Source organism: Halomonas sp. BMC6 (assembly GCF_964204995.1).
Classification (GTDB): Bacteria; Pseudomonadota; Gammaproteobacteria; order Pseudomonadales; family Halomonadaceae; genus Vreelandella.
This window is the reverse complement of the sequence record NZ_CAXNSH010000001.1, coordinates 1,267,055-1,289,366: the sequence shown is the minus strand read 5'-3', so window position 1 is coordinate 1,289,366 and position 22,312 is coordinate 1,267,055. Positions and strand designations below refer to the sequence as shown.

The 22,312-nt window shown below is 61.3% G+C and carries 17 protein-coding genes; 16 read left to right on the top strand and 1 reads right to left on the bottom strand.

Going from position 1 to position 22,312, the window contains the following annotated elements:
• Window positions 1-114 precede the first annotated feature (114 nt).
• The 16 genes from AB6K10_RS06155 to AB6K10_RS06080 all read left to right on the top strand — a co-directional run bounded on the left by AB6K10_RS06155 (window position 115) and on the right by AB6K10_RS06080 (window position 21,756).
• Complete coding sequence (locus AB6K10_RS06155) at window positions 115-1,635, top strand: leucyl aminopeptidase (protein WP_339118185.1); 1,521 nt, start codon at window positions 115-117, stop codon at window positions 1,633-1,635.
• A gap of 153 nt (window positions 1,636-1,788) precedes the next feature.
• Entirely contained in the window at window positions 1,789-2,910 is a 1,122-nt protein-coding gene (locus AB6K10_RS06150) for a branched-chain amino acid aminotransferase (RefSeq protein ID WP_159341098.1), read from the top strand.
• A gap of 82 nt (window positions 2,911-2,992) precedes the next feature.
• Window positions 2,993-3,424 carry a DNA polymerase III subunit chi gene (locus AB6K10_RS06145; RefSeq protein ID WP_159341096.1) on the top strand — a complete coding sequence of 144 codons (432 nt, stop codon included), beginning with the start codon at window positions 2,993-2,995 and terminating at the stop codon, window positions 3,422-3,424.
• A 59-nt stretch (window positions 3,425-3,483) separates the two neighbouring features.
• The gene (locus AB6K10_RS06140; protein WP_159341095.1) at window positions 3,484-4,662 is read left to right on the top strand and encodes an MFS transporter; all 1,179 of its coding nucleotides are present in this window, start codon (window positions 3,484-3,486) and stop codon (window positions 4,660-4,662) included.
• Window positions 4,663-4,733: 71 nt separating this feature from the next.
• Window positions 4,734-5,513 carry a SapC family protein gene (locus tag AB6K10_RS06135; protein WP_159341093.1) on the top strand — a complete coding sequence of 260 codons (780 nt, stop codon included), beginning with the start codon at window positions 4,734-4,736 and terminating at the stop codon, window positions 5,511-5,513.
• A gap of 40 nt (window positions 5,514-5,553) precedes the next feature.
• Complete coding sequence (locus tag AB6K10_RS06130) at window positions 5,554-6,975, top strand: TolC family protein (RefSeq protein WP_339118184.1); 1,422 nt, start codon at window positions 5,554-5,556, stop codon at window positions 6,973-6,975.
• Window positions 6,962-9,100 (top strand): type I secretion system permease/ATPase, encoded by a 2,139-nt coding sequence (locus tag AB6K10_RS06125; protein ID WP_339118183.1) that lies wholly within the window; start codon window positions 6,962-6,964, stop codon window positions 9,098-9,100. Before AB6K10_RS06130 ends, AB6K10_RS06125 begins: the two co-directional genes overlap by 14 nt.
• Window positions 9,097-10,413, top strand: a complete 1,317-nt coding sequence (locus AB6K10_RS06120) for an HlyD family type I secretion periplasmic adaptor subunit (RefSeq protein ID WP_159341087.1) — start codon at window positions 9,097-9,099, stop codon at window positions 10,411-10,413. Before AB6K10_RS06125 ends, AB6K10_RS06120 begins: the two co-directional genes overlap by 4 nt.
• Window positions 10,414-10,519: 106 nt before the next feature.
• Window positions 10,520-13,366, top strand: coding sequence for a valine--tRNA ligase (locus AB6K10_RS06115; protein ID WP_339118182.1), 2,847 nt, complete (start codon window positions 10,520-10,522; stop codon window positions 13,364-13,366).
• A gap of 205 nt (window positions 13,367-13,571) precedes the next feature.
• Window positions 13,572-14,621, top strand: a complete 1,050-nt coding sequence (locus tag AB6K10_RS06110) for an aminoglycoside phosphotransferase family protein (RefSeq protein WP_339118181.1) — start codon at window positions 13,572-13,574, stop codon at window positions 14,619-14,621.
• 24 nt (window positions 14,622-14,645) lie between these two features.
• Window positions 14,646-15,863: an ABC transporter substrate-binding protein gene (locus AB6K10_RS06105; protein WP_159341081.1), complete on the top strand. Its 1,218-nt coding sequence runs from the start codon at window positions 14,646-14,648 to the stop codon at window positions 15,861-15,863.
• Window positions 15,864-15,899: 36 nt separating this feature from the next.
• Complete coding sequence (locus AB6K10_RS06100) at window positions 15,900-17,588, top strand: ABC transporter permease (protein ID WP_159341079.1); 1,689 nt, start codon at window positions 15,900-15,902, stop codon at window positions 17,586-17,588.
• A gap of 24 nt (window positions 17,589-17,612) precedes the next feature.
• Window positions 17,613-18,248 carry an ATP-binding cassette domain-containing protein gene (locus AB6K10_RS06095; protein WP_159341077.1) on the top strand — a complete coding sequence of 212 codons (636 nt, stop codon included), beginning with the start codon at window positions 17,613-17,615 and terminating at the stop codon, window positions 18,246-18,248.
• Window positions 18,235-18,954: a TIGR04283 family arsenosugar biosynthesis glycosyltransferase gene (locus AB6K10_RS06090; RefSeq protein WP_302476122.1), complete on the top strand. Its 720-nt coding sequence runs from the start codon at window positions 18,235-18,237 to the stop codon at window positions 18,952-18,954. The genes AB6K10_RS06095 and AB6K10_RS06090 overlap by 14 nt, the downstream gene beginning before the upstream one ends.
• The gene (locus tag AB6K10_RS06085; RefSeq protein ID WP_159341073.1) at window positions 18,944-19,567 is read left to right on the top strand and encodes a TIGR04282 family arsenosugar biosynthesis glycosyltransferase; all 624 of its coding nucleotides are present in this window, start codon (window positions 18,944-18,946) and stop codon (window positions 19,565-19,567) included. Before AB6K10_RS06090 ends, AB6K10_RS06085 begins: the two co-directional genes overlap by 11 nt.
• A gap of 53 nt (window positions 19,568-19,620) precedes the next feature.
• Window positions 19,621-21,756 (top strand): FAD-dependent oxidoreductase, encoded by a 2,136-nt coding sequence (locus AB6K10_RS06080; protein ID WP_159341071.1) that lies wholly within the window; start codon window positions 19,621-19,623, stop codon window positions 21,754-21,756.
• 32 nt (window positions 21,757-21,788) lie between these two features.
• Here AB6K10_RS06080 and AB6K10_RS06075 read toward each other — a convergent pair whose 3' ends face one another.
• On the bottom strand, window positions 21,789-22,190 hold the full coding sequence (locus AB6K10_RS06075) for a transcriptional regulator (protein WP_254436444.1): 402 nt from the start codon (window positions 22,188-22,190) through the stop codon (window positions 21,789-21,791).
• Window positions 22,191-22,312 lie beyond the last annotated feature (122 nt).

Sequence of the window (22,312 nt, the reverse complement as noted above, 5' to 3'; positions counted from 1 at the left end):
GCAGGTGACCATGCAATGCGTCCATGGCTTGGGTACACTAATCAAACTGGTAGCAAACACTAAATAACGGGGCATTATCCCGAATCACTCGTTGCTTGTCTTGTTGGAGACGTCATGGAATTTTCCGTTCAGACCGCGAACCCCGCCAAAGCCGAAACGGCTTGCCTCGTTCTCCCTGTCTATAAAGGTAGCGACTTACTGCCCGCCGTGGCCAAATTAGACGACGCCAGCGAGCGCTTGATCGGCCAGCTGCTGGAGCGCGGCGACTTCGACGCGGCGTTGGGCAACACGCAGCTAGTGCCTTTCGCACCGGGCTTGGGAGCCGACCGCATTCTGCTGGTGGGGTTGGGTGAGCGCGACAAATGCCAGGAAGCGGCCTTTATCAAGGCACTCGATGCCGCCATGGCCGCCCTGGTCAAACTGCCCGTGGACGAAGCCAGCGCCACCTTTACTGACGTACCGCTCGACGATCGCGACGCCGTCTGGAAAGCACGCAAGACCCTAGAAGCCGCCGAACGCGCGATTTACCGATTCGATCACTTCAAGTCATCGCCGGCCAAAGCGCCTAGCTTGGCTAAACTGACGCTGATCGTCAGCGATGCCGGCGATGCGCCGCTCGCCAAGCAAGGCGCCGCGCTCGGCACCGCCATTGGTCAGGGCATTAATTTTACGCGCACGCTCGGCAACCTGCCGGGCAACGTATGCACGCCGCGCTACTTAGCCGAGCAGGCAGAAGCATTGGGGCGCGATTCCCAAGGCGCGCTCGACGTTGAGATTCTAGACGAAGAGGCACTAGAGGCCCTGGGCGCTCATTCACTGCTGTCAGTGGGCCGTGGCAGCGTCGAGCCAACACGCCTCATCGTGATGAAATACCAGGGTGCAGACAACCCCGACGAGGCGCCCCATGTCCTGGTCGGCAAAGGTATCACCTTCGATACGGGCGGTATCTCGCTGAAGCCCGGCGAAGGCATGGATGAAATGAAGTTCGATATGGGCGGTGCGGCCAGCGTCTTCGGTACCGTCAAAGCCGTGCTGGCCATCAAACCCAAGCTCAACGCCGTGTTTATCGTTGCCGCCGCCGAGAACATGCCTGATGGTGCCGCCACCAAGCCGGGCGACATTATCAAAACGCTCAAAGGCCTGACGGTGGAAGTCCTCAACACCGATGCCGAGGGCCGTTTGGTGCTGTGCGACGCCCTTACCTACGCTGAGCGCTTCACGCCTGCCAGCGTGGTCGATATCGCCACGTTGACGGGCGCGGCCATTATTGCCCTTGGTCACCACGCCACCGGCCTGCTCTCCAACGACGATGACCTAGCGCTTGATCTGCTGGATGCCGGTGAAACCGCCTGGGACCGCGCGTGGCACCTGCCGCTATGGGATGAGTACCAGGAGCAGCTGGACTCCAACTTCGCCGACTTGGCCAACATCGGTGGGCGTCCGGCAGGTACGATTACCGCTGCCTGCTTCCTATCACGCTTTGCCGACCACTTCCCCTGGGCGCACCTGGATATTGCCGGCACCGCTTGGCATTCGGGCAAACAAAAAGGCGCCACCGGCCGCCCGGTGGGTCTGCTGACCCAGTACCTACTCGACCGTGAAGCCGACGCCCAAGTCGAAAAGGGCGACACCTAACCTCACAAACCGGCCACCAATGGTTGCCTTTCGTTAACGCAACCGTTAAACCTGAACGTATGTGCGTGTGCCAGCGCGTCCAGGCACACGCCAACCATACGATACGCTTAATAGATGCCCTTCGGGGCTTGGCTCTAGCGGAGAGAACACGCCGTGCCCACAGCTTCAGATGCTCAACTTGAATCGCGTTTTGAAATTTTGCCGTCCAATCAGCCGATGGCCGATGAGATCCGCGATAACATCCTGCAAAACCCAGGGTTTGGTAAACACTTCACCGACCATATGGCCCACGTGCGCTGGACCGTCGATGCCGACTGGCACGGCCACCAAGTACGCCCCTACGGCCCGCTCACCCTCGACCCTGCCGCCTCCGTGCTGCACTACGGCCAGGAAATTTTCGAAGGCATCAAGGCATACCGCCATGCCGATGGCTCTATCTGGACCTTCCGCCCAGAGAAAAACGCCGAGCGTTTTCGCCGCAGCGCCCGCCGCCTAGCGCTGCCCGAGCTTTCCGATGACGACTTCATCGGCTCGCTGAAAGCACTGCTGGCCCAAGACCACGCCTGGGTACCTACCCCAGCCAGCGACGCCGACGAGTGCAGCCTCTACCTTCGCCCGTTTATGATCGCCTCAGAAGCCTTCCTTGGTGTGCGCCCGGCTCACGAAGTGGACTACTACGTGATTGCCTCTCCAGCGGCGGCCTACTTCAAAGGCGGTATCGAGCCGGTCTCTATCTGGCTCTCCTCACACTACAAGCGCGCGGCCCCTGGCGGCACCGGTTTTGCCAAGTGCGGTGGCAACTACGCCGCCTCGCTGGCCGCCCAAAAAGAAGCCGCCGCCAACGGTTGCAGCCAGGTCGCCTTCCTGGACGCTGCTGAAAACAAGTGGATCGAAGAGCTGGGCGGCATGAACCTGTTCTTCGTTTATAAAGATGGCCGCATCGTCACACCGCGCCTGACCGACACCATCTTGGAAGGCGTGACCCGCAACTCTGTCCTCACTCTGGCCAAAGACGCCGGCCTCACCCCCGAAGAGCGCGCGATCAGCATCGACGAGTGGCGCGAAGGTGCTGCCTCCGGCGAGATTACCGAGGTGTTCGCCTGCGGTACGGCTGCCGTGATTACCCCGGTTGGCGAACTGGTCACGGAAAACGAGCGTATTCGTCTTCAGGGTGATGGCAATAACGAAGTGGCCAAGCGCATTCGCAAAACCCTGCTCGACCTTCAGTATGGCCGCAGCGAAGACAAATATGGCTGGCTGACCCGCTTGGTATGACCCTCTAGCGTTACCCAACACCTGGCCGCCACTCACCGTGGCGGCCAGGCTGCCAAGCGCGTTGACCCCGCTGGAGCCACCGATGGCACGCATCGATTTTTATATTCTGCCCGATACCACCCTAGAAGCGCGCTTACAGTTCGCCTGCAAGCTCGCCGAGACGATTCACCGCAAAGGGTATCGACTGCACCTCCACTGCGAAGACAAAGCGCTGGCCGAACAGGCCGACGAAGCGCTATGGCAGTTCCGCGATGATGCTTATCTGCCCCATGCACTGGAAGATAGCGAGCTGGCTGACACTGTGCCCATCACACTCGGCTGGCAGCAGCTACCGGTGCCCACTGAAGAGACGGCGCTGCTGAACCTGCACCCCGATATTCCCGAAGGTATCGAGCACTTCGCTCGGATTGCCGAGATCATCAACCAACACCAACACGTGCTGGTCGCTAAACGCGCCTGCTGGCAGCGCTACAAGGCGCTTGGGCATGAGGTCGTGCCACATAAGCTGGGATAGCGCTCTGCACGTTAAACGTCCCAAGCCCCATAACAACAACTCAATGGATGAGATTGCCGATGCTTTCCCATACCTTTCTAGCCCGCACGCCGCTAGCGGTCATCGTGATTGCCCAGCTGTTTGGCACCTCGCTCTGGTTTAGCGTTAACGGTGTCGGCTTAGCGCTGCAGGAAGCCGTAGGCCTTAGCGAAAGCGACCTCGGGCTGCTCACCATCGCCGTGCAGGCGGGGTTTATTACCGGCACCCTGCTGATTGCGACCACTGGCTTGGCCGACCGCGTGCGCGCCAGCCACCTGTTTGCGATGTCTGCTGTACTGGGCGCGCTGATCAACGCGGCCTTTATTAGCGTCGCAGATAGCGTCACCTTGGCGGCAATGGCACGCTTTTTAGTCGGGCTTTGTCTGGCGGGCATTTATCCGCTGGGCATGAAGCTGGTAGTGAGCTGGACACCCACCCACGCAGGCTCGGCGCTTGGCTGGTTGGTGGGTATGCTCACCCTTGGCATTGCTTCGCCGCACCTGCTGCGCGGGCTCACCCTGCACCTGCCTTGGCAGTGGCCACTGCTGTTGGCCTCTGCCCTTGCTCTCCTGGCAGCGCTGATGATTTTCCAACTAGGCGTGGGGCCACATCTGCCTGCCAAGGCCAACGGCGGGCGACCTTGGGCGGGGCTTGCCGCATTCAAAGAGAAGAACTTCCGCGCCGCCGCGCTGGGTTACTTCGGCCACTGCTGGGAGCTTTACGCCCTCTGGGCGCTGGTGCCTTTTTTGGTCGCCAGAGAGCTGGAACGCTTAGGCGCGGCCCCGGGCCTGCAGCCGTGGCTAAGCTTTGCGGTCATTGCCTTGGGGCTTCCCGGCTGCGTATGGGCAGGCTGGTGGAGCCGACGTATCGGTAGCGCGCGGGTCGCATTTATCGCGTTGGCGGTATCTGGCACCCTGTGTCTTATTTATCCGCTGCTAGGCGGCCTCTCCCCCTGGCTACTGCTGGCGCTGCTTGCCCTATGGGGCGTGAGCGTGATTGCCGACTCGGCCCAATTCTCTGCCTTGGCCTCCGCCAGCGCGCCGCCCGAGCGGCTGGGCGCGGCGCTGGCCATGATGAATGCGATTGGCTTTGGCCTCACGATTCCCTCCATCGCGCTGGTCACGGCGCTATGGGCAAGCCAAGGGCCTTGGGTGATTGGGTGGTTGCTACCTGGGCCCATCATTGGCCTCATCACGATGCGTAGACTGATCACCCGCTGACGGTAGGGGCTACGTTTGGTAAGGTGCCCTCACCATTACCTCTCCACGCCCGATCAAAGAAGGTTGTCGCCATGAACCACGCTGCCCAGTGGGTGCCGCTCAGCCAAGAGCACCACGGCGGTTTAATGTGGCAGCGTTTTACTGCCTACCACTTCGCGCAAACCACTACCCAGGTCGCACTGGCAGACGCTGAGCTTCGCCATGTGGCGGCGAATGTTCCAATCGCGCTAACGGAAACCGCCGAAGGTTGGCAGGCCGTTGCGCTGCTGGGGCTGGAAGATGGCCAGAACCTTCTGGTAGACGACCAGGGGCGCTGGCGGGCAGCCTATGTGCCTGCCGCGCTGCGCGGCCACCCGTTTGGGCTACATTCTAACTATCCTGGCAGGCTGTGTATTGACCAGCACTCGCCCTATGTCGTTGAACGCCTGGATGCCGAGCCTTTTTTCAACCAGCACGGCGAGCTTGCCCGCTTTCCTGCCCAGGTACTGGCATTTCTACAGCAGCGTGAGCAAGGCTGTCAGCGACTTTCCAAGCGTATTAACGCGTTGGCCAAGGCGGCACTGCTGACGCCCTGGCAGCCCCACGGTTATCAAGGCAGCACACCGCTGTATCAAATCGACGAGCGCGCTTGGCAGGCCCTTTCTGCCAAACAAGTAGGGCTTTTCTGGCAATTGGGTGCCGTCCCTTTGGTGTACGCTCTGCTGCAATCGCAACAGCAGCTTGGCCGTTTGCAGCTCTATCAGCAACGCAAGGCGACGGCAGAACCGTCCGTGCCGCCCTCAGATCCCCTTGCCCAATGGCAAGAAGCGCTGAGCAGCGAAGCCGAATATGACTGGCCGAGCGCTACCTAAACGCGCTAAGTACCGATGCTCTTCAGGAACGATAATGAATGTGAACGTAACCAGGTCGCTCATACTCGGCCTACTGCTGGTCAGCCCTCCACTGATTGCTCAACCCGTGCTGGAGGAGCCGCTGGCCGAGATGGCCCCCTTGCCTGCTTCCTCTCTGGATGGCCCGGCTTTTTCGCCTGAGCTTAAAGAACTCCTTGATCGCTTTCGCTGGCAAGCCAGTGAGGCGACGGGCAGCTCTGTGGCACTGGTTGCGTTACGTGAAAAAATTCAGCAAGCCATCGAGCAGCAGCCCGGCATTCTGGCTCAGCGCTCTCGGGAGCGGGAATCCGTGCTGCGCATTGACGAAGTGCGCGCCGTGCGCCGTCCACAGGTGAATGCAGGCCTTGAGTACCGCAACGACCTCCAGCGTACTGAATCACTGCCCGACCGCGGCTCCCGCGTCGATGCCGTGGTCACGCTGAGCCAGCTACTGCTGGATTTCGGCGCGAGTAGCGAACGCGTACGCGCCGCCGACCTCAGCGCAGAAGCGGCGTTTTGGCAGTCCCAGTCTAGCATTGAAGAAGAAGTCCTCTACGCGGTGAACGCTTACCTAGACGTGGCTCGTCTGACCGCCCAGCGCCAATTGGCCGAGCATAACCTTGAGCAGCACCAGCGTATTTTTGAAGACGTGAGCCTACGCCGTGAAGCAGGCGCAGGCTCACGCGCCGACGTTCTGCGCGCGCAAAGCCGCTTGAGCGATGCCGAATCACGCTTGGTCACACTGGAAGGCGAGCTGGCCCGGGCGATCAACGTGTATCAGGAAGCGTTTTTCACCACGCCGGATGTGCTGGCGCTGCCCCAGGGTGCCGCGCTATTAAGCGATGCCAATGCAGACCGCCTGCTAGACAGAGCGCTGGCGCAAAACGCCGCGCTGCGCAGCCAGACGCTCACCAGTGAAGCCAGCGACGCCGAGGCCCAGGCCACCCGGAATGCCCGCCTTCCCAGCCTAAGCGTGGCGGTAGAGGGCCGCCAGTTCGATGTGAACGATTTCAACGAATCCGACAACGACGTCGCGCTGCTCTTTAACGTGGACTACACCCCCTACAGCGGCGGTGCTACCTCCTCGCGGGTTGCCCAGGCGGTCGAGCGCCAGCAGCAGAGCCAGTACGAGCAGCAGGCGCTGCGCCGCGAGCTAGAGCGCGAAGTACGCTCTGCCTACACCGATACCCGCACCCGACGCGCGGAGCTGGAAGCGCAAACCGCCACGCTCGCCGCCGAAGAGGAAGCCCTGCTGGCCTACCGCGACCAGTTTGCCGTTGGCCGCAGTAGCATCAACGACTTGCTCGACGCTCAGCGCGACCTATTTCAAACCGCGCTGGAGCTGATTAACCGCCGAGTGCGCTGGGAACAGGCCGCTTTCCAGCAGCTCGCGGTCACTGGTGAACTGCTGGATGTGATGGAGATTCACCTTGAACGCCGCTAACCCCCATCACGACAACCTAGAGCAGTGCTTGACCTTCGTGGCCGCCCACCTAACGCTGCCCGTTTCTGAAGCTGCCGTGCGTGCTCACCGGGTAGGCAACGAATCACCGCTGACCCCGGACGGCTTCATTGATGCCGCCGAACGCCACGGCATGGTCGCCGCACTGGGCGAGCATACCCTCGCCACCCTGGGTAACTCGCTGCTGCCTGCGGTGGCGCTGCTGAAAAATGGCCGCGCGGTGGTCCTTATCGAGCGTATCGATGAGGAGCGCTTTGCGCTGTTTGATCCGGCCTTGGGGAAACAGCCGGTGGAGACCAACGTAAGCGCCCTGGAAGAGGCGTATATCGGCCACCTCATTGCCGTACGCGCCCGCTACCGCCCGGTCAGCTTAAATAGTGAACCAGCGATTCAAGGCGGCCACTGGTTCTGGAGCGCGCTCTCCTCGAATCGCTGGGTGTATACCCAAGTGATCATTGCCGCCGCGCTCACCAACCTTTTAGGTCTGGCCACGTCGCTGTTCATCATGGTGGTGTACGACCGCGTACTGCCTAACGAAGCGGTAGAGTCGTTGGTGGCACTCACCATCGGTGTGAGTATCGCCCTGCTGTTCGATTTTGCGGTAAAAACCCTGCGCCAGCTGTTTATCGAGCGGGCTGGCCAGGAAGCAGATTTGCGCATGGGACGGCGTATTTTTGATCACGTGCTCAACCTGCAAATGAGCGCGAAGCGTGGCTCCACCGGCGGCTTTGCCAATACCCTCCGAGAGTTTGAGACACTGCGCGACTTCTTCGCCTCGGCGTCGCTGGTTGCCATTGTCGACCTGCCGTTTATCCTGCTGTTTATTGGCGTGATTTATCTGATCGGTGGGCCGCTGGCCATCATCCCCATGATCGCCGTTCCCCTTGTATTGCTGATTGGCATCGCCGTTCAGCCGTTTCTTAAACGCCTTTCTGGTCAAGCCTTTGAGGAGAGCCGTTCCAAGCAGGGCGTGTTGATCGAGGCCGTTGCTGGCTTGGAAACCATCAAGGCCAGCGGTGCGGCACCGATGATTCGTAAACGCTGGGAAGAGAGCGTTCACCAGCAGTCGAATGTAGGGCGTAAAGGGCGCGCGATTCAGCAGTTCGCCCTCAACGCCACTGCCTTTGCCCAGCAGGCCGCCCAGGTCAGCATCGTGGTGTACGGGGTCTTTCTGGTGGGCGATGGCACCATCTCCATGGGGGCCATGATTGCCTGCGTCATTCTCACCGGGCGCGCGCTGGCGCCGCTGGCACAGCTGGCGCAAACCATGACGCGCATCAACCAAGCGCGTACCTCCTACCGCGCGCTCGACCAGTTGATGAACATGCCCTCCGAGCGCCCGGCAGGCCGCCACTACCTCAGCCGCCCCACGCTGGAAGGCAAGCTGCGCCTGCAGGACGTGAGCTTTCGCTACCCCGAGCAAACTACCGCAGCGCTGGCGAATATCAACCTGACCATCGAGCCCGGCGAGAAAGTCGCCCTGCTTGGCCGCGTCGGCTCCGGCAAGAGTACGCTGGCGCGCCTACTGCTGGGCATTTACCCACCGGAACAGGGCGCTGTGCTGGTCGATGATACCGACCTTCGACAAATCGACCCTGCGGATTTACGTCACAACATTGGCAGCGTTCTGCAAGAAGCCTGGCTCTTCTCCGGCACCGTGCGGCAAAACATTGCCATTGGTGCCCACCACCCCACCGATGAGCAGATTCTCAACGCCGCCAAGCTTGCCGGAGCACATGACTTCATTGCCCGCCACCCCAAAGGCTACGACATGCCGATTGGCGAGCGCGGTGAGGGGCTCTCCGGCGGGCAACGGCAGTTGATCTGCCTGGCCCGCGCACTGCTGGGCGCACCGCCGATTCTGCTGATGGATGAGCCCACCAGCGCCATGGATATCCAAACCGAAAAAGAGGTGATTGCGCGCCTGAAAGCCGCGAGCCCAACGCAAACGCTGGTGGTGGTCACCCACCGCACTAGCCTGCTGGAGCTGGTGGACCGCGTGGTGATTCTCGACCAGGGCCAGATCGTCGCCGACGGCCCCAAAGCCCAGGTCATGCGCCCTGTGGAAGCCGCTCCCCACCGCTCGCGTGAAGGAACTGCCCAGTGAACCGTCCTACTTCTCAACTGGATTTTGAGCATTTCGTACGTCACGGACGTGCCAAGCGCCCCATCGGCAGTAGCCTGTTACTGCTCACGATCATCGCGTTTCTGCTGATTGGCTTTGTTTGGGCCTATCTCACGGAAGTGGATGAAGTCACCCGCGGCCAGGGCAAAGTGGTGCCTTCGCGCAGCCTGCAAGTGGTCGAAAGCTTGGAAGGCGGCGTGGTCACGGAGATCAACGTGCGCCGGGGCGATACGGTGGCCCAAGGCGATACGCTCATGGTGCTCAGCGGTGGCACGCTTAGAGGTGATTACGAAGAGAGCCTCCAGCGCTTGCGTTCGTTACAACTGCGTATCCAGCGTTTAGAGGCCGAAATCAGCCAAACGCCGCTGGCGCTGGATGAGGCCCTGAGCCAAGCAGCCCCCAGCGTGGCCGCCAGCGAAACGCGGCTCTTTCATGGCCGCCAATTAGAACTGAATGCGGAGCTACAGGTGCTAGAGCAGCAGGGCTACCAGCGACGCCAAGAGACAGCGGAGCTGGAAGCCGCCCTTAGCACAGCCCGCTCAGGCGTTCAGCTGGCCGAACAGGAGCTAGCGATCATCCAACCGCTGGCCCAGCGCGGCATCGAACCGGAAACCTCGCTACTGCGGGTGCGCCAATCGCTCAATGAGCTGCGGGGTGAAGTGGCCCGTCAGCAGAGCGCCGTGGCGCGCGCCGAGGCGTCGATTGCGGAAATCGAAGATCGCAAGGTGGCGGCACGCAACGCCTTCGAGGCCGATGCGTTAGCCCAGCTGGCCGAAGCGACCTCCCAAGTCGCCGAGCTGCAAAAAACCCTGCCGGGGCGTGCGGACCAAGTCGCCCGCACCACGATTCGCTCGCCGGTAGACGGCGTGGTCAATCAAGTACACATCAGTACGGTGGGCGGCGTGGCAGGTTCTGGCGAGCCGCTGGTGGAAGTGGTGCCTGCCGATGATGCCCTGGTAGTAGAAGCGCATATTCGCCCGTCCGATATCGCCTTTCTCTACCCCGGCCAGCCGGTCAAAGTAAAACTGACCGCCTACGACTTTGCCCGTTACGGAGGCTTGGACGGCGAGCTGGTGACCATCGCCGCCGACGCGGTAGAAATGCCGGAAAGCGGCGAGCTGATGTATCCCGTGGAAGTGCGTACCGACGGCTATCTTTACGACGCCGATAACCAGCCTTTGGATATCATGCCGGGGATGGTGGCAGAAATCGACATTCTCAGCGGCAAACGCAGCGTGCTGGACTACCTAATGGAGCCCGTGGTGAAAGTCCGCGACCGCGCACTGCGCGACTAAACGCTATACCGAGCGCCCCTGAAAGCAAGATGCAACGCCCCTGACGAGCGCGGGGCGTTCGCGCTATACTTGCTCCCATTTTTTGCAAGCCGTGAGCCGACTCCCCATGGAAAAGACCTACCAACCTGAACAGATCGAAACCCGCTGGTACGAACGCTGGGAAGCCGATAACCGCTTCGCCCCGTCTGGCCGCGGCAAGCCCTTCTCGATCATGATTCCGCCGCCCAACGTGACCGGCAGCCTGCACATGGGCCACGCGTTCCAGGACACCATCATGGACACCCTGACGCGCTGGAAGCGGATGCAGGGCAACAACACCCTGTGGCAGGTAGGCACCGACCACGCCGGTATCGCCACGCAGATGCTGGTAGAGCGTAAGATTGCCGCCGAAGAAGGCAAAACCCGCCACGATCTCGGCCGCGATGCGTTCATCGATAAAGTGTGGGAGTGGAAGGAGGAGTCCGGCGGCCACATTACCCGCCAGCTGCGCCGCATGGGCGCCAGCGTCGACTGGAGCCGTGAACGCTTCACCATGGACGACGGCTTCTACAAAGCGGTTCAGGAAGTCTTTGTGCGCCTGCATGAAGAGAAGCTAATTTATCGCGGCAAGCGCTTGGTGAACTGGGACCCTACCCTGCACACCGCCATTTCCGACCTGGAAGTGGAAAACAAAGAGCAGCAGGGCAGCTTCTGGCACTTCCGCTACCCGCTGGCCGACGGCGTCAAAACCGACGACGGCAAGGATTACGTGGTGGTCGCCACCACCCGCCCGGAAACCCTGCTGGGCGATACCGGCGTGGCGGTTAACCCGGAAGACTCGCGCTACGCCTCCTTGGTGGGCAAATTCATCGAACTGCCGCTGGTAGGTCGCCGTATTCCTATCGTGGCGGACGAGCACGCCGATATGGAGAAAGGCTCCGGCTGCGTGAAGATCACCCCGGCCCACGACTTTAACGACTACGAAGTCGGCAAGCGCCAGAACCATCTGCTGATCAACGTCTTCACCAAAGATGCGACGATTCTTGAGCAGGCGGAAATTTTCGACCTGAAAGGTCAACCGCAGCCTGATGAAGACGCCACCTTGCCGGCCAAATACGCGGGCTTGGATCGTTTCGAAGCGCGCAAACAGATCGTCGCCGATATGGAGGCCCTCGGCCTGCTGGTGCAGGTAGAGAGCGTTAACAACACCCTGCCCTACGGCGACCGCTCCGGCGATGTCATCGAGCCGCTGCTCACCGATCAGTGGTTCGTGGCCGTAGAGAGCCTCGCCAAGCCCGCCATCGAAGCGGTAGAGAACGGCGACATTCAGTTCGTGCCGAAGAACTACGAGAACATGTACTTCGCCTGGATGCGTGACCTGCAGGACTGGTGTATTTCTCGCCAGCTGTGGTGGGGCCACCGCATTCCCGCTTGGTACGACGCCGACGGCAATGTTTACGTAGCCAGGAGCGAAGAGGAAGCCCGCGAGAAGCATGGCCTGGGCGCTGACGTGGCGCTGACCCAAGACGAAGACGTGCTGGACACCTGGTTCAGCTCGGGCCTGTGGACATTTGGCACCCTGGGCTGGCCGGAAAAAACCCCGGAGCTGGACACCTTCCACCCCTCCAGCGTACTGGTAACGGGGTTTGACATCATCTTCTTCTGGGTCGCCCGGATGATCATGATGACGCTGAAATTCACTGGCGAAGTGCCCTTCAAAACCGTTTACGTACATGGCCTAGTGCGCGACGGCCAGGGTCAGAAGATGTCCAAATCCAAGGGCAACGTGCTGGACCCTATCGACCTGATCGATGGCATCACGCTGGATGACCTGCTGGAAAAGCGCACCGGCAACATGATGCAGCCCCAGAAGGCCAAAGCGATTGCCAAAGCCACCAAAGAAGAATTTAAAGACGGTATCGAAGCCCACGGCACCGATGCGCTGCGCTTTACGTTCCTTTCCCAGGCCACCACCGGGCGCGATATCAAGTTCGATATGAACCGCCTAGACGGCTACCGCAACTTCTGCAACAAGCTGTGGAACGCCTCGCGCTACGTGTTGATGAATGCCGAAGGCGAAGATTGCGGCACCAGCGGCGAAGAAGTGGAGCTGTCGCTAGCCGATCGCTGGATCATCTCCCAGCTACAGAAAACCGAAGCGCAAGTCACCAAAGCCATGGACGAGTATCGCTTCGACCACGCGTCCCAAGCGCTGTACGAGTTTGTTTGGAACGAGTACTGCGACTGGTACCTGGAGCTTTCCAAGCCGGTCCTGTGGGACGAAGCGGCCAGTGCCGACGCCAAACGCGGCACCCGCCGCACCTTGGTGCGGGTACTGGAAACTATCCTGCGCTTGTCTCACCCGATGATGCCCTATATTTCTGAAGAGATCTGGCAGCGCGTGGCACCGCTGGCGGGCACCTATGTGGGCGACGATGCCTCCATCATGCATCAGGCGTGGCCGGAAGCCGACGAGAGCAAGATCGACGAGCAGGCCACCCGCGATATCGAGTGGCTGAAAGGCGTGATCATCGCGGTGCGCAACATCCGCGCCGAGATGAACATCGCCCCCGGTAAGCCGCTGGATGTGCTGCTGACCAAAGGCCAGCCCGAAGACGCCGAACGCCTGGAGCAGAACCGCCGCTTCCTGGCCAAGCTAGCGAAACTGGAAAGTGTGACGTGGCTGGCCAACCCAGAAGACGCCCCGCTTTCAGCCACGCAGCTGGTCGGCGATATGGAAGTGCTGGTGCCGATGGCGGACCTGATCGATAAAGACGCGGAGCTTGCTCGCCTCGCCAAAGAGATCGAGAAACAGGACAAACTTATCGGTGGCATCAAGAAGAAGCTGGGCAACGAAGGCTTTATCGCCAAAGCCCCCGACGCCGTGATCGAGAAAGAGCGCGGCAAACTGGCGGAATTCCAGTCCGCCAAAAAGCTGCTCGAAGAGCAGCAGGCGAAGATTGCTGCGATGTAAGTCAGCGCTGACGGCAGTAGTTCAACGGCACCCCCTGGGGTGCCGTTGTCGTTAATGCGCCTCGCAATCCCAACCGCTGCGCGCAGCGTCATCGTTTTTTATGATGAAGCGTGTAAGGTTGGTCATGATTCTGCCACTGAGTGGCAACACCGAAGGTTCAGCCATCGTTAATTCGGCTACCGTTTCTCACACTACGGAATGCGCTATGTCCACACTCTCTGAGGCTCAACTGCAGGCATTAGACACGACCCTGCAGCAAGCGGAGATCGACTACCAATCGCTGTCGCCCATGGCCGATACCGGCCTGGCCCATGACCACGTGTGGATTCACCGCGAAGGGGACGACTGGGTGGCGCGACTGCCCAAGCAGAGCCAGATGAACCTGCCGCCAGCGGAAAACTTGACGTATCAAGCCGCCTGCTACGAACGGGCCAGCCACGGCGGGCACACGCCACGCCTATACGGTGTACTACCACCTAGCGAAGCGCTGCCACGCGGCGCGCTGCTGGTCGAGGCGATTCGCGGGCGCTTGGCCGAACTCCCCCAGGACCTGCCTGCCATTGCCGACACACTCGCCAGCCTGCACCGCCAGCCGCTGCCTCGCCAGCGCCCGCCGCTGCTGGCCCCCAAATCGCCTTGGCAGGCCATGGTGGAGGAGGTGTCTCAGCAGGCCCAGTGGTTGAGCGATGCCCAGCTCCCCAGCGGTATTCACCTGCGTATTCAGCAGGAGCTGGATTTACTGCCCCGCACGCTGGACGACGCCGCTCCTACGCTGATCAGCTTTGATACGCACCCCGGCAACTTTTTAATCACCGACGATGGCCGGGCGGTGCTGGTGGATCTCGAGAAGTGCCGCTATGGCCTGCCGGGCATCGATTTGGCCCACACCTCGCTCTACACCTCGACCACCTGGGACCTCAATAGCCAAGCGGTACTCAGCCTGGAGGAGGTTGTTGGGTTCTATCGTCGCTGGCAGGCTGCGATGGTCACAGCGCCTGAGATTACGTTGCCAAGTGTGGATACGCTGATTGCTTGCCGACGCGCCACCTGGCTGTGGTCGCTCACCTGGTGTGCCAAGTGGCGCGCTCAGCACCTACATCGCCAGGATGACGAGCGCCGGGGCGAGGATTGGTCGGCCGAGCTGACCGATGCGGTCGTGATCGACCACGTGCGCGACCGTGTCGAGCACTACCTCTCGCTGCCCATTATCGAACACGTCCACAGTGAACTGCAGTGCCTACAAACCGCTCTATAACCAACTGATTTGATGAGGTGTGCGATGAAACCACGCTCTGCTCTGGCCACCGCCGTGGCGCTTGCTCTAGTCACCTTCACCGCCCCTGCGGTCGCCGCCCCCGACCCGCAAGAGTGGGAGAGCGTACTGGACGCCGCCGACGGCCAAACCGTGTACTGGAATGCCTGGGGCGGCGACGCGCGCACCAATCGCTACATTGCCTGGGTCGCAGAGCAGATGCAGGAGAGCTATGGCGTTCGCGTGGAGCACGTGAAACTCGACGACACCAGCAGCGCCGTGGCGCGGGTATTGGGTGAGCAGCAGGCGGGGAACGACAGCGAGGGCAGCATCGACTTGATTTGGATCAACGGCGAAAACTTCGCCGCCATGCGCGAGCAAGACCTGCTGTTTGGGCCTTTTGCGGAATCGCTGCCGAACTTCGCCCTCACTTACCCTGACGAAAACCCCGAAGTCGTCACCGACTTCACCCTGCCCACCGAAGGCTACGAGTCCCCCTGGGGCAAAGCGCAAATCACCTTCTACTACGACAGCGCGCAAACCGACACGCCGCCTCAAAGCATTGCGGCGCTACTCGGCTGGGCCAAAGAGCATCCCGGCCAGTTTAGCTATCCGCGTATTCCCGATTTCACCGGCAGCACGTTCCTCAAGCAGGCGCTGATCGAGCTGACCGATCAAGATGAAGCGCTTTACGCGCCGGTCGAAGACGCCGATTTCGAGGAGATCACCGAACCGCTGTGGGCCTATTTAGACGAGCTTCACCCGCATTTATGGCGCAGTGGCCGTAGCTTTCCCGAATCCGGCCCCAACCTTCGCACGCTAATGAGCGACGGCGAACTCAGCCTCGCTTTCTCGTTCTACCCCACCGATGCCGCCGTGGCGGTGATGGAGTATGAGCTGCCGGAAAGCGTGCGTAGCTATGTGTTGGAAGGCGGCACCCTGGGTAACGTGCACTTCGTGGCGATTCCCTACAACTCACCCCATAAAGCGGGTGCAATGGCGCTAGCCAACTTCCTGCTCTCCCCGGAGGCGCAAGCCCAGAAGCAGTCGCTCAGCATGTGGGGCGACCGCAGCGTGTTAGCGATCCAGCAGCTTGAGCCGAGCGACCAGGCGCTCTTCGAGCAGGTCGAGAGCCACCCAGCAGCACTGCCCGCCGATGCGCTCTCCAACACCCTTGCCGAACCCCACCCCAGTTGGATGAACGCCCTTCAGGATGCTTGGCTTGAGCGTTACGGTGTCAACTAAACGCACGACTCACACCCGCATGCGACTCACTGAACCATGCTGCGGCTAGCGCCTCTTCTGATCATTGCCCTGCTGGTGATTCCCGTCACCGCAGGGCTTGGCATGGTGTTGCTGCCTGCTTTTGGCTACCTGCCGGTACTGGGGAGCGAGCAGGCCAACCTCTCCGCTTGGCAAATGCTGTTCGCCCAGCCGGGGCTTGGCCGCTCGGTGGCGGTGAGCTTTGCCAGCGGCTTGGCCAGTACGGCGCTGGCGCTGCTGATCGTCGTGCTGTTTTTAGCTGCCAGCCAAGGCACTTGGCTGGACCGCAGCCTACGCCGCTTGGTGTCGCCCCTGCTGGCAATTCCCCACGCGGCGGTGGCGTTCGGCTTTGCGTTTTTAATCGCGCCTTCCGGGCTGATGGCACGGCTTATCTCCCCCTGGCTCTCCGGCTGGGAAGCGCCTCCCGATGCGCTGATCGTGAACGACCCCTGGGGGCTTGCGCTCACCTTCGGCCTGGTACTCAAAGAAGCCCCGTTTCTCTTGTTAATGAGCCTGGCGGCGCTGCCCCAGTTACAGGCGGAACAGCGCCTGCGGCTGGCGCGGTCGCTGGGTTACGCGCCCACGATTGCCTGGCTCAAAGTGGTGCTTCCTTCGCTCTATCCATTGATACGCCTACCTATCTACGCGGTCATTGCCTACGCCACGTCGGTGGTGGATATGGCGCTGATTTTGGGGCCGCGCTTGCCGCCCACCTTGAGCGTCTCGATTCTTGGCTGGTTTAGCGATCCGGACATTACCCACCGTTTTATGGCATCAGCCGCCGCGGTACTGCAACTGGGCGTGACGCTGGCCGCGCTGCTGAGCTGGTGGCTGTTAGAGCAGCTAGCCCGCAGGCTGAGCCAGCGCTGGCTGACCAACGGCGACCGGCAGTGGGGGGAAGCCCTCTTCACCGTAACAGGCCGAGCGGGGCTAACCCTGGCAAGCCTGGCCGCGCTGGCCGCGCTGATCGGGTTAGGGCTTTTCTCGGTGGCCGGGTTTTGGCGTTTTCCTGAGCTGCTGCCGCAGTCGTTTACCTTCGACCACTGGCAGCGCAGCGCCGACATGCTGGCCGGGCCGCTGGTGAATACCGCGCTGATTGCGCTGCTCTCGACCGGCTTGGCGGCCGCGTTGGTCGTCGCCACTCTTGAAAACGAGCAGCGCCAGCAGATTCACCCTACCCGTTCGCTCTGGCTACTCTACTTGCCGCTGCTGGTGCCGCAAATCGCATTTTTATATGGCTTAGTGGTAGCCGCCGAACGCCTGGGCATTCGCCCCCAGCTAGCGCTGGTGGTGTCGGGCCACCTGCTGTTCGTGCTGCCTTATGTGTATCTCTCGCTAGCCGAGGCCTACCGCCGCTTAGATCCTCGCTGGCTCTACATTGCGCAGTCGCTGGGCGTCTCGCGCCGCCGGGCGTTTTGGCGCGTGCGGCTGCCGCTCCTGCTCGCCCCGCTGCTGACCGCCGTGGCGGTGGGTTTGGCGGTCAGTATTGGCCAATATTTACCCACCCAACTATTAGGCGCAGGCAGAGTACCAACAGTGACCACCGAAGCCGTGGCGCTGGCCTCCGGAGGAAACCGCCGCTTAATCGGCGTGTGGGCGCTGGTGCAAGCGGGCCTGCCGCTTGTAGGCTTTATGGCCGCCGTCGCACTGCCCCGGTGGCTAGGCGCTCCACGCCGTGTCCCTCTCAACGTTCAACGCCAAGGTTAAGACGCCCTGTGGATAAGGAACCCCGTGAATAACGCTGCCAATGCCCTGACCCTAGAGCAAGTAAGCATTCACTTAGCTGGCCGCCCGCTGCTGCATGTGGACGCCACGGTGGCCCCCGGCGAAGTGCTCACCGTGATGGGCCCCTCGGGTTCCGGCAAATCGACACTGCTGGCCTTTATCGCCGGCTTTTTACACAGCACGTTCTCCGCCCAAGGGCAGGTTCGCCTTGGCGACACCGACGTACTCAGCCTGCCCGCCGAGCAGCGCGGCGTTGGCCTGCTGTTTCAAGACCCGCTGCTGTTTCCCCACTTGAGCGTCGGCGGCAACCTGCACTTTGGCCTGCCCCATCGCAGCCCGCAAAAGAGCGCGCAGATTGCCAAAGCGCTCGATCAGGTAGGGCTTACGGGGTTTGAAGCCCGCGACCCGGCCACGCTCTCTGGCGGGCAGCAGGCTAGGGTAGCGTTGATGCGTTTGCTGCTCTCCCAGCCTCGCGCCGTGCTGCTGGATGAACCTTTCTCCAAACTCGATACGGCGCTGCGCCAAGAGATGCGCACGCTGGTTTTCGGCCAACTGCGGGAGGCGGGCCTGCCTGCCCTGCTCGTTACCCATGACGAAGCCGATGCCACCGTTGCAGGAGGGCCGATCATTGCCCTTGGCTGATCCACACCCCGCGCCTGCGTCCCTGAGCATCATCATTCCCATGCTCAATGAGGCAGCGGGTATTCAGGCAACGCTCACGCGGCTGCAACCGCTGCGCGCCTCAGGCGTTCAACTCCTCGTCGTGGATGGTGGCAGCACCGATGCCAGCGTGGCCCTCGCAGCACCGCTGGCCGATGCGGTACTCAGCAGCGCCCCCGGACGAGCACGGCAAATGAACCTGGGTGCGCAGCACGCCCACGCCCCGGCGCTGCTTTTTTTGCATGCCGATACCCAACTGCCCCCCGGCGAAGAGCAGCGTGCGGTGGTAGATCTACAAAAGGCGCTGGCCCAACACGCTTGGGGGCGATTCGATATTCAGCTCACGGGGCGAAGCCATTGGCTGCCGGTGGTCGCGAGCTTGATGAACCTGCGCTCGCGGATTAGCGGTATCGCGACCGGCGACCAAGGCATCTTTGTGCGCCGCGATACGTTTTGCGCGCTGGGCGGTTTTCCCAATCAGCCGCTGATGGAAGACATCGAACTCAGCAAACGCCTGAAGGCGCACTCGCCCCCCGCCTGCCTGCGCCAGAAGGTGATAAGCTCGGGCAGGCGCTGGGACGAGTTCGGCGCTTGGCCCACCATTCGCCTCATGTGGCGGCTACGCTACCGCTATTGGCGCGGTGTCAGCGCCACTCAATTGGCTAAGGAGTACCGCGATGCACGTTAAGCTCGCCGCGCCCCACCTGCACCTGCTGGCCAAAGCGCCGCTGCCGGGGCAGGCCAAGACGCGTTTGATCCCCTGCTTGGGCGCAGAGGGCGCCGCCAAAGCCCACGCCGCCATGGTGCGACACTGTGTTGCCACCGGCTGCGAAGCGCTGGGGGCGGAGAATGTTACGCTGTGGACCTCGTTAGACCACCACCACCCACTATTTTTAGAGCTTCAGGCCCAACACGGCATGGCCTTGGCCGCCCAAGAGCAGGGCGATGTGGGCAGGCGCGTTCGCCATGCACTGAACAGCACCGACGGCCCCGCCATGGTGATGGGCACCGACTGCCCCAGTATTACCAGCGCCATGCTCAAACGCTGCCGAGCGGCGTTGAGCACCTTTGCCGTGGTGATTCTACCGGCTGAGGATGGCGGCTACGGGCTGATTGGCAGCCACCAGGATCACCCCAGCCTGTTTGAAGACATTCCCTGGGGCACCGAACAGGTATTGAGCGTGACGCAAGCGCGCCTGGCGGCGCTGGGCCTGGAAGCCGCCTACCCAGATACCATGTGGGACATCGACCGCCCCGAAGATTGGCAGCGCTGGCAGCAGTTGCGTCACGCCAGCGTGTAAGGAAACGTTCCGTTTTAGCACTGAGTACGAACACCTTTTCCAAGGAGCCTGCCATGAACCGTCAGCGCCTGCTGATTATTGCCCTACTGCTACTGGCCGTGATTGGCTTCTACGTTAGCGGCGCCCATACGTTCTTCACTCTGGATACCCTGCAGGCCTACCGCAGCGATTTTCAGGCAGCGTTCCAGCAGTCGCCCTGGCAGGTGGCGGGCATTTTCTTTGCGGTGTATGTGGCGATGGCTGCACTCTCGCTGCCCGGCGCGTCGCTGTTAACGCTGCTAGGCGGCGCGCTGTTTGGGTTGGGCTGGGGGCTAGTGATCATCTCATTTGCCAGCGCCATCGGCGCGACGCTCGCCTTTCTACTCTCACGCTTTTTGTTTCGTCAGCCCATCGAAAAACGCTTTCCCCGCCAGTTCCACACGGTGAACCGGGGCGTCGAGAAAGATGGCGCGTTTTATCTGTTCACCCTGCGTTTGGTGCCCATTTTCCCGTTTTTCATGATCAACCTGGTGATGGGCCTAACGCGGATTAAAACCACCACGTTTTACTGGGTGAGCCAGCTCGGCATGCTGCCCGGCACGGCGGTTTACGTGAATGCGGGCGGCCAGCTCGGCGAGCTGGAAAGCCTGAGCGGCATTATCTCGCCTGGGCTCATCGCCTCGTTTGCGCTGCTGGCGGTGTTCCCCTGGGTGGCCCGGCGCATTGCGCTGATGGTGCAAAAGCGCAACGCCTACAAAGGCTTCACTCGCCCTAGCCGTTTTGACTACGACATCGTGGTGATTGGCGGCGGCTCGGCGGGGCTGGTGACCAGCTATATCGCCAGCGCCGTGAAAGCCAAGGTGGCTCTCATCGAAAAGCACAAGATGGGCGGCGACTGCCTTAACACTGGCTGCGTGCCTTCCAAAGCCTTGATTCGGGCGGCCCGCGCGGCCCATGAAATTCGCACAGCAGACCGCTTTGGCGTGAGCACCAGCGAGCCCAGCGTGGATTTCGCCAAGGTGATGGGGCATGTGCATCAGGCCATCCGCGATATCGAGCCCCACGACAGCGTCGAGCGCTACACCAAGCTTGGTGTAGAGGTGTATCAAGAGCACGCCACCCTCGTTTCACCATGGGAAATTCGCGTGGGCGATCAAACCCTCACCGCTCGCCATATCGTGCTGGCCACCGGAGCGCGCCCTCGCGTGCCGCCCCTGCCCGGTATCGAGCACGCGCCGCTACTCACCTCTGAAAACCTCTGGTCGCTCACCGAGCTGCCCAAACGGCTGGTGGTGCTGGGTGGCGGTGCGATTGGCTGCGAACTGAGCCAAAGCTTTGCCCGCTTAGGTAGCCACGTCATCTTGGTAGAGGGCGCGCCGCAACTGCTGGGCCGGGAAGATAATGAGGTGGGCGAGCACGTAGAGCGCACGCTCACTCAAGAGGGCGTGACGGTGATGACCGGCGCGAAAGCGCTGGAGGTGAACCAAGTCGACGGGGAGCATCAGCTTGTTATTGAACACTTGGGTGAGCGCAGCACCTTAGCGTTTGATTATCTACTGGTGAGCGCGGGCCGTCAGGCCAACGTGGAAGGGTTAGGACTGGAGGCGCTAGGGATTACCACCACCGACGGCGGCACGCTGGCCCTCAACGAGCGGCTGCAAACGCGCCTGCCTAACATCTGGGCCTGCGGCGACTTAGCGGGCCCCTACCAGCTTACCCACGCAGCCGCCCATCAGGCATGGCACGCCGCCGTGAATGCGCTGTTTGGCGAGCTGAAAAGCTTCGCGGTGGACTACCGCTTTATGCCCGCCGTTACCTATGTTCAGCCGGAAGTAGCGCGAGTTGGTCTCAACGAAAAAGAGGCCACCGCGAAAGGTGTCGCCTTTGAAGTGACCCGCTACGCCATGAGCGAAAGCGACCGCGCCATTGCCGAAGGCGCCCCCGAAGGCTTTATCAAAGTGCTTACCGTGCCCGGCAAAGACAAAATTCTGGGAGTGACGATCGTCGCGGAGAACGCCGGGGAGTGGCTGGGCGAGTTCACCATCGCCATGAAGCACGGCCTGGGGCTGAATAAACTGCTCGGCACCATTCACCCCTACCCCACGCTAGGCGAAGCCGCCAAAGCCACCGCAGGCGTTTGGAAAAACGCCCACAAGCCAGAACGAGTGCTGGCACTATTGAAGCGGTATTTCGATTGGCGACGGGGATGAGATTGACGAGCGCGAGTGGCGCTACCTACAAGTCACTCGCGCTCGGGAAGTACTAGCGAGTCGCCGTACGCCTTGGAGAAGGTTTCCACCACTTCATGAACAATTTTACGCTGAGGCTGCGGCAGCGTCTTATACATTGCGAGAAGATGATGCTCTTCTCTAGTCAGCGAGGTTTCCCACTGCCCCTGCGGCTCCTTAACGGCGTTATCTTCTGCCCCGCCATAACGCAGATAATGGGGCGTGACAGATAACCAACGCGCCAGCACCTGCAGTTTTTCCTGACTTGGAATCGAGTCTCCTCGCAACCAGCGCCTAACGGCCTGGAAGGTGATTGGTTTTCCCCAGTAGCGCAAATTGAATTCACGCTCTAGCACGGAGGGCCGAGTGTCGTACCCCGCCGCTTGCATAGAGGATTTTAAGCGCTCGGCAAACATGATTTTTTCATTCATGCCGCCAATGTGAATCGATTATTCAATAGTTGTTGAATAATGATTTACCTTTTGATTGAATCATTAATTCAATTTTGATATGAAGTGGCGCTCGGCCTATGGCCAAC

Bases quoted from the DNA above. Each gene is read 5' to 3' on its own strand.
- AB6K10_RS06155 (WP_339118185.1), top strand. From the start codon at position 115: ATGGAATTTTCCGTTCAGACCGCGAACCCCGCCAAAGCCGAAACGGCT.
- AB6K10_RS06145 (WP_159341096.1), top strand. From the start codon at position 2,993: ATGGCACGCATCGATTTTTATATTCTGCCCGATACCACCCTAGAAGCG.
- AB6K10_RS06140 (WP_159341095.1), top strand. From the start codon at position 3,484: ATGCTTTCCCATACCTTTCTAGCCCGCACGCCGCTAGCGGTCATCGTG.
- AB6K10_RS06135 (WP_159341093.1), top strand. From the start codon at position 4,734: ATGAACCACGCTGCCCAGTGGGTGCCGCTCAGCCAAGAGCACCACGGC.
- AB6K10_RS06115 (WP_339118182.1), top strand. From the start codon at position 10,520: ATGGAAAAGACCTACCAACCTGAACAGATCGAAACCCGCTGGTACGAA.
- AB6K10_RS06110 (WP_339118181.1), top strand. From the start codon at position 13,572: ATGTCCACACTCTCTGAGGCTCAACTGCAGGCATTAGACACGACCCTG.
- AB6K10_RS06105 (WP_159341081.1), top strand. From the start codon at position 14,646: ATGAAACCACGCTCTGCTCTGGCCACCGCCGTGGCGCTTGCTCTAGTC.
- AB6K10_RS06100 (WP_159341079.1), top strand. From the start codon at position 15,900: ATGCTGCGGCTAGCGCCTCTTCTGATCATTGCCCTGCTGGTGATTCCC.
- AB6K10_RS06085 (WP_159341073.1), top strand. From the start codon at position 18,944: ATGCACGTTAAGCTCGCCGCGCCCCACCTGCACCTGCTGGCCAAAGCG.
- AB6K10_RS06080 (WP_159341071.1), top strand. From the start codon at position 19,621: ATGAACCGTCAGCGCCTGCTGATTATTGCCCTACTGCTACTGGCCGTG.
- AB6K10_RS06075 (WP_254436444.1), bottom strand. From the start codon at position 22,190: ATGTTTGCCGAGCGCTTAAAATCCTCTATGCAAGCGGCGGGGTACGAC.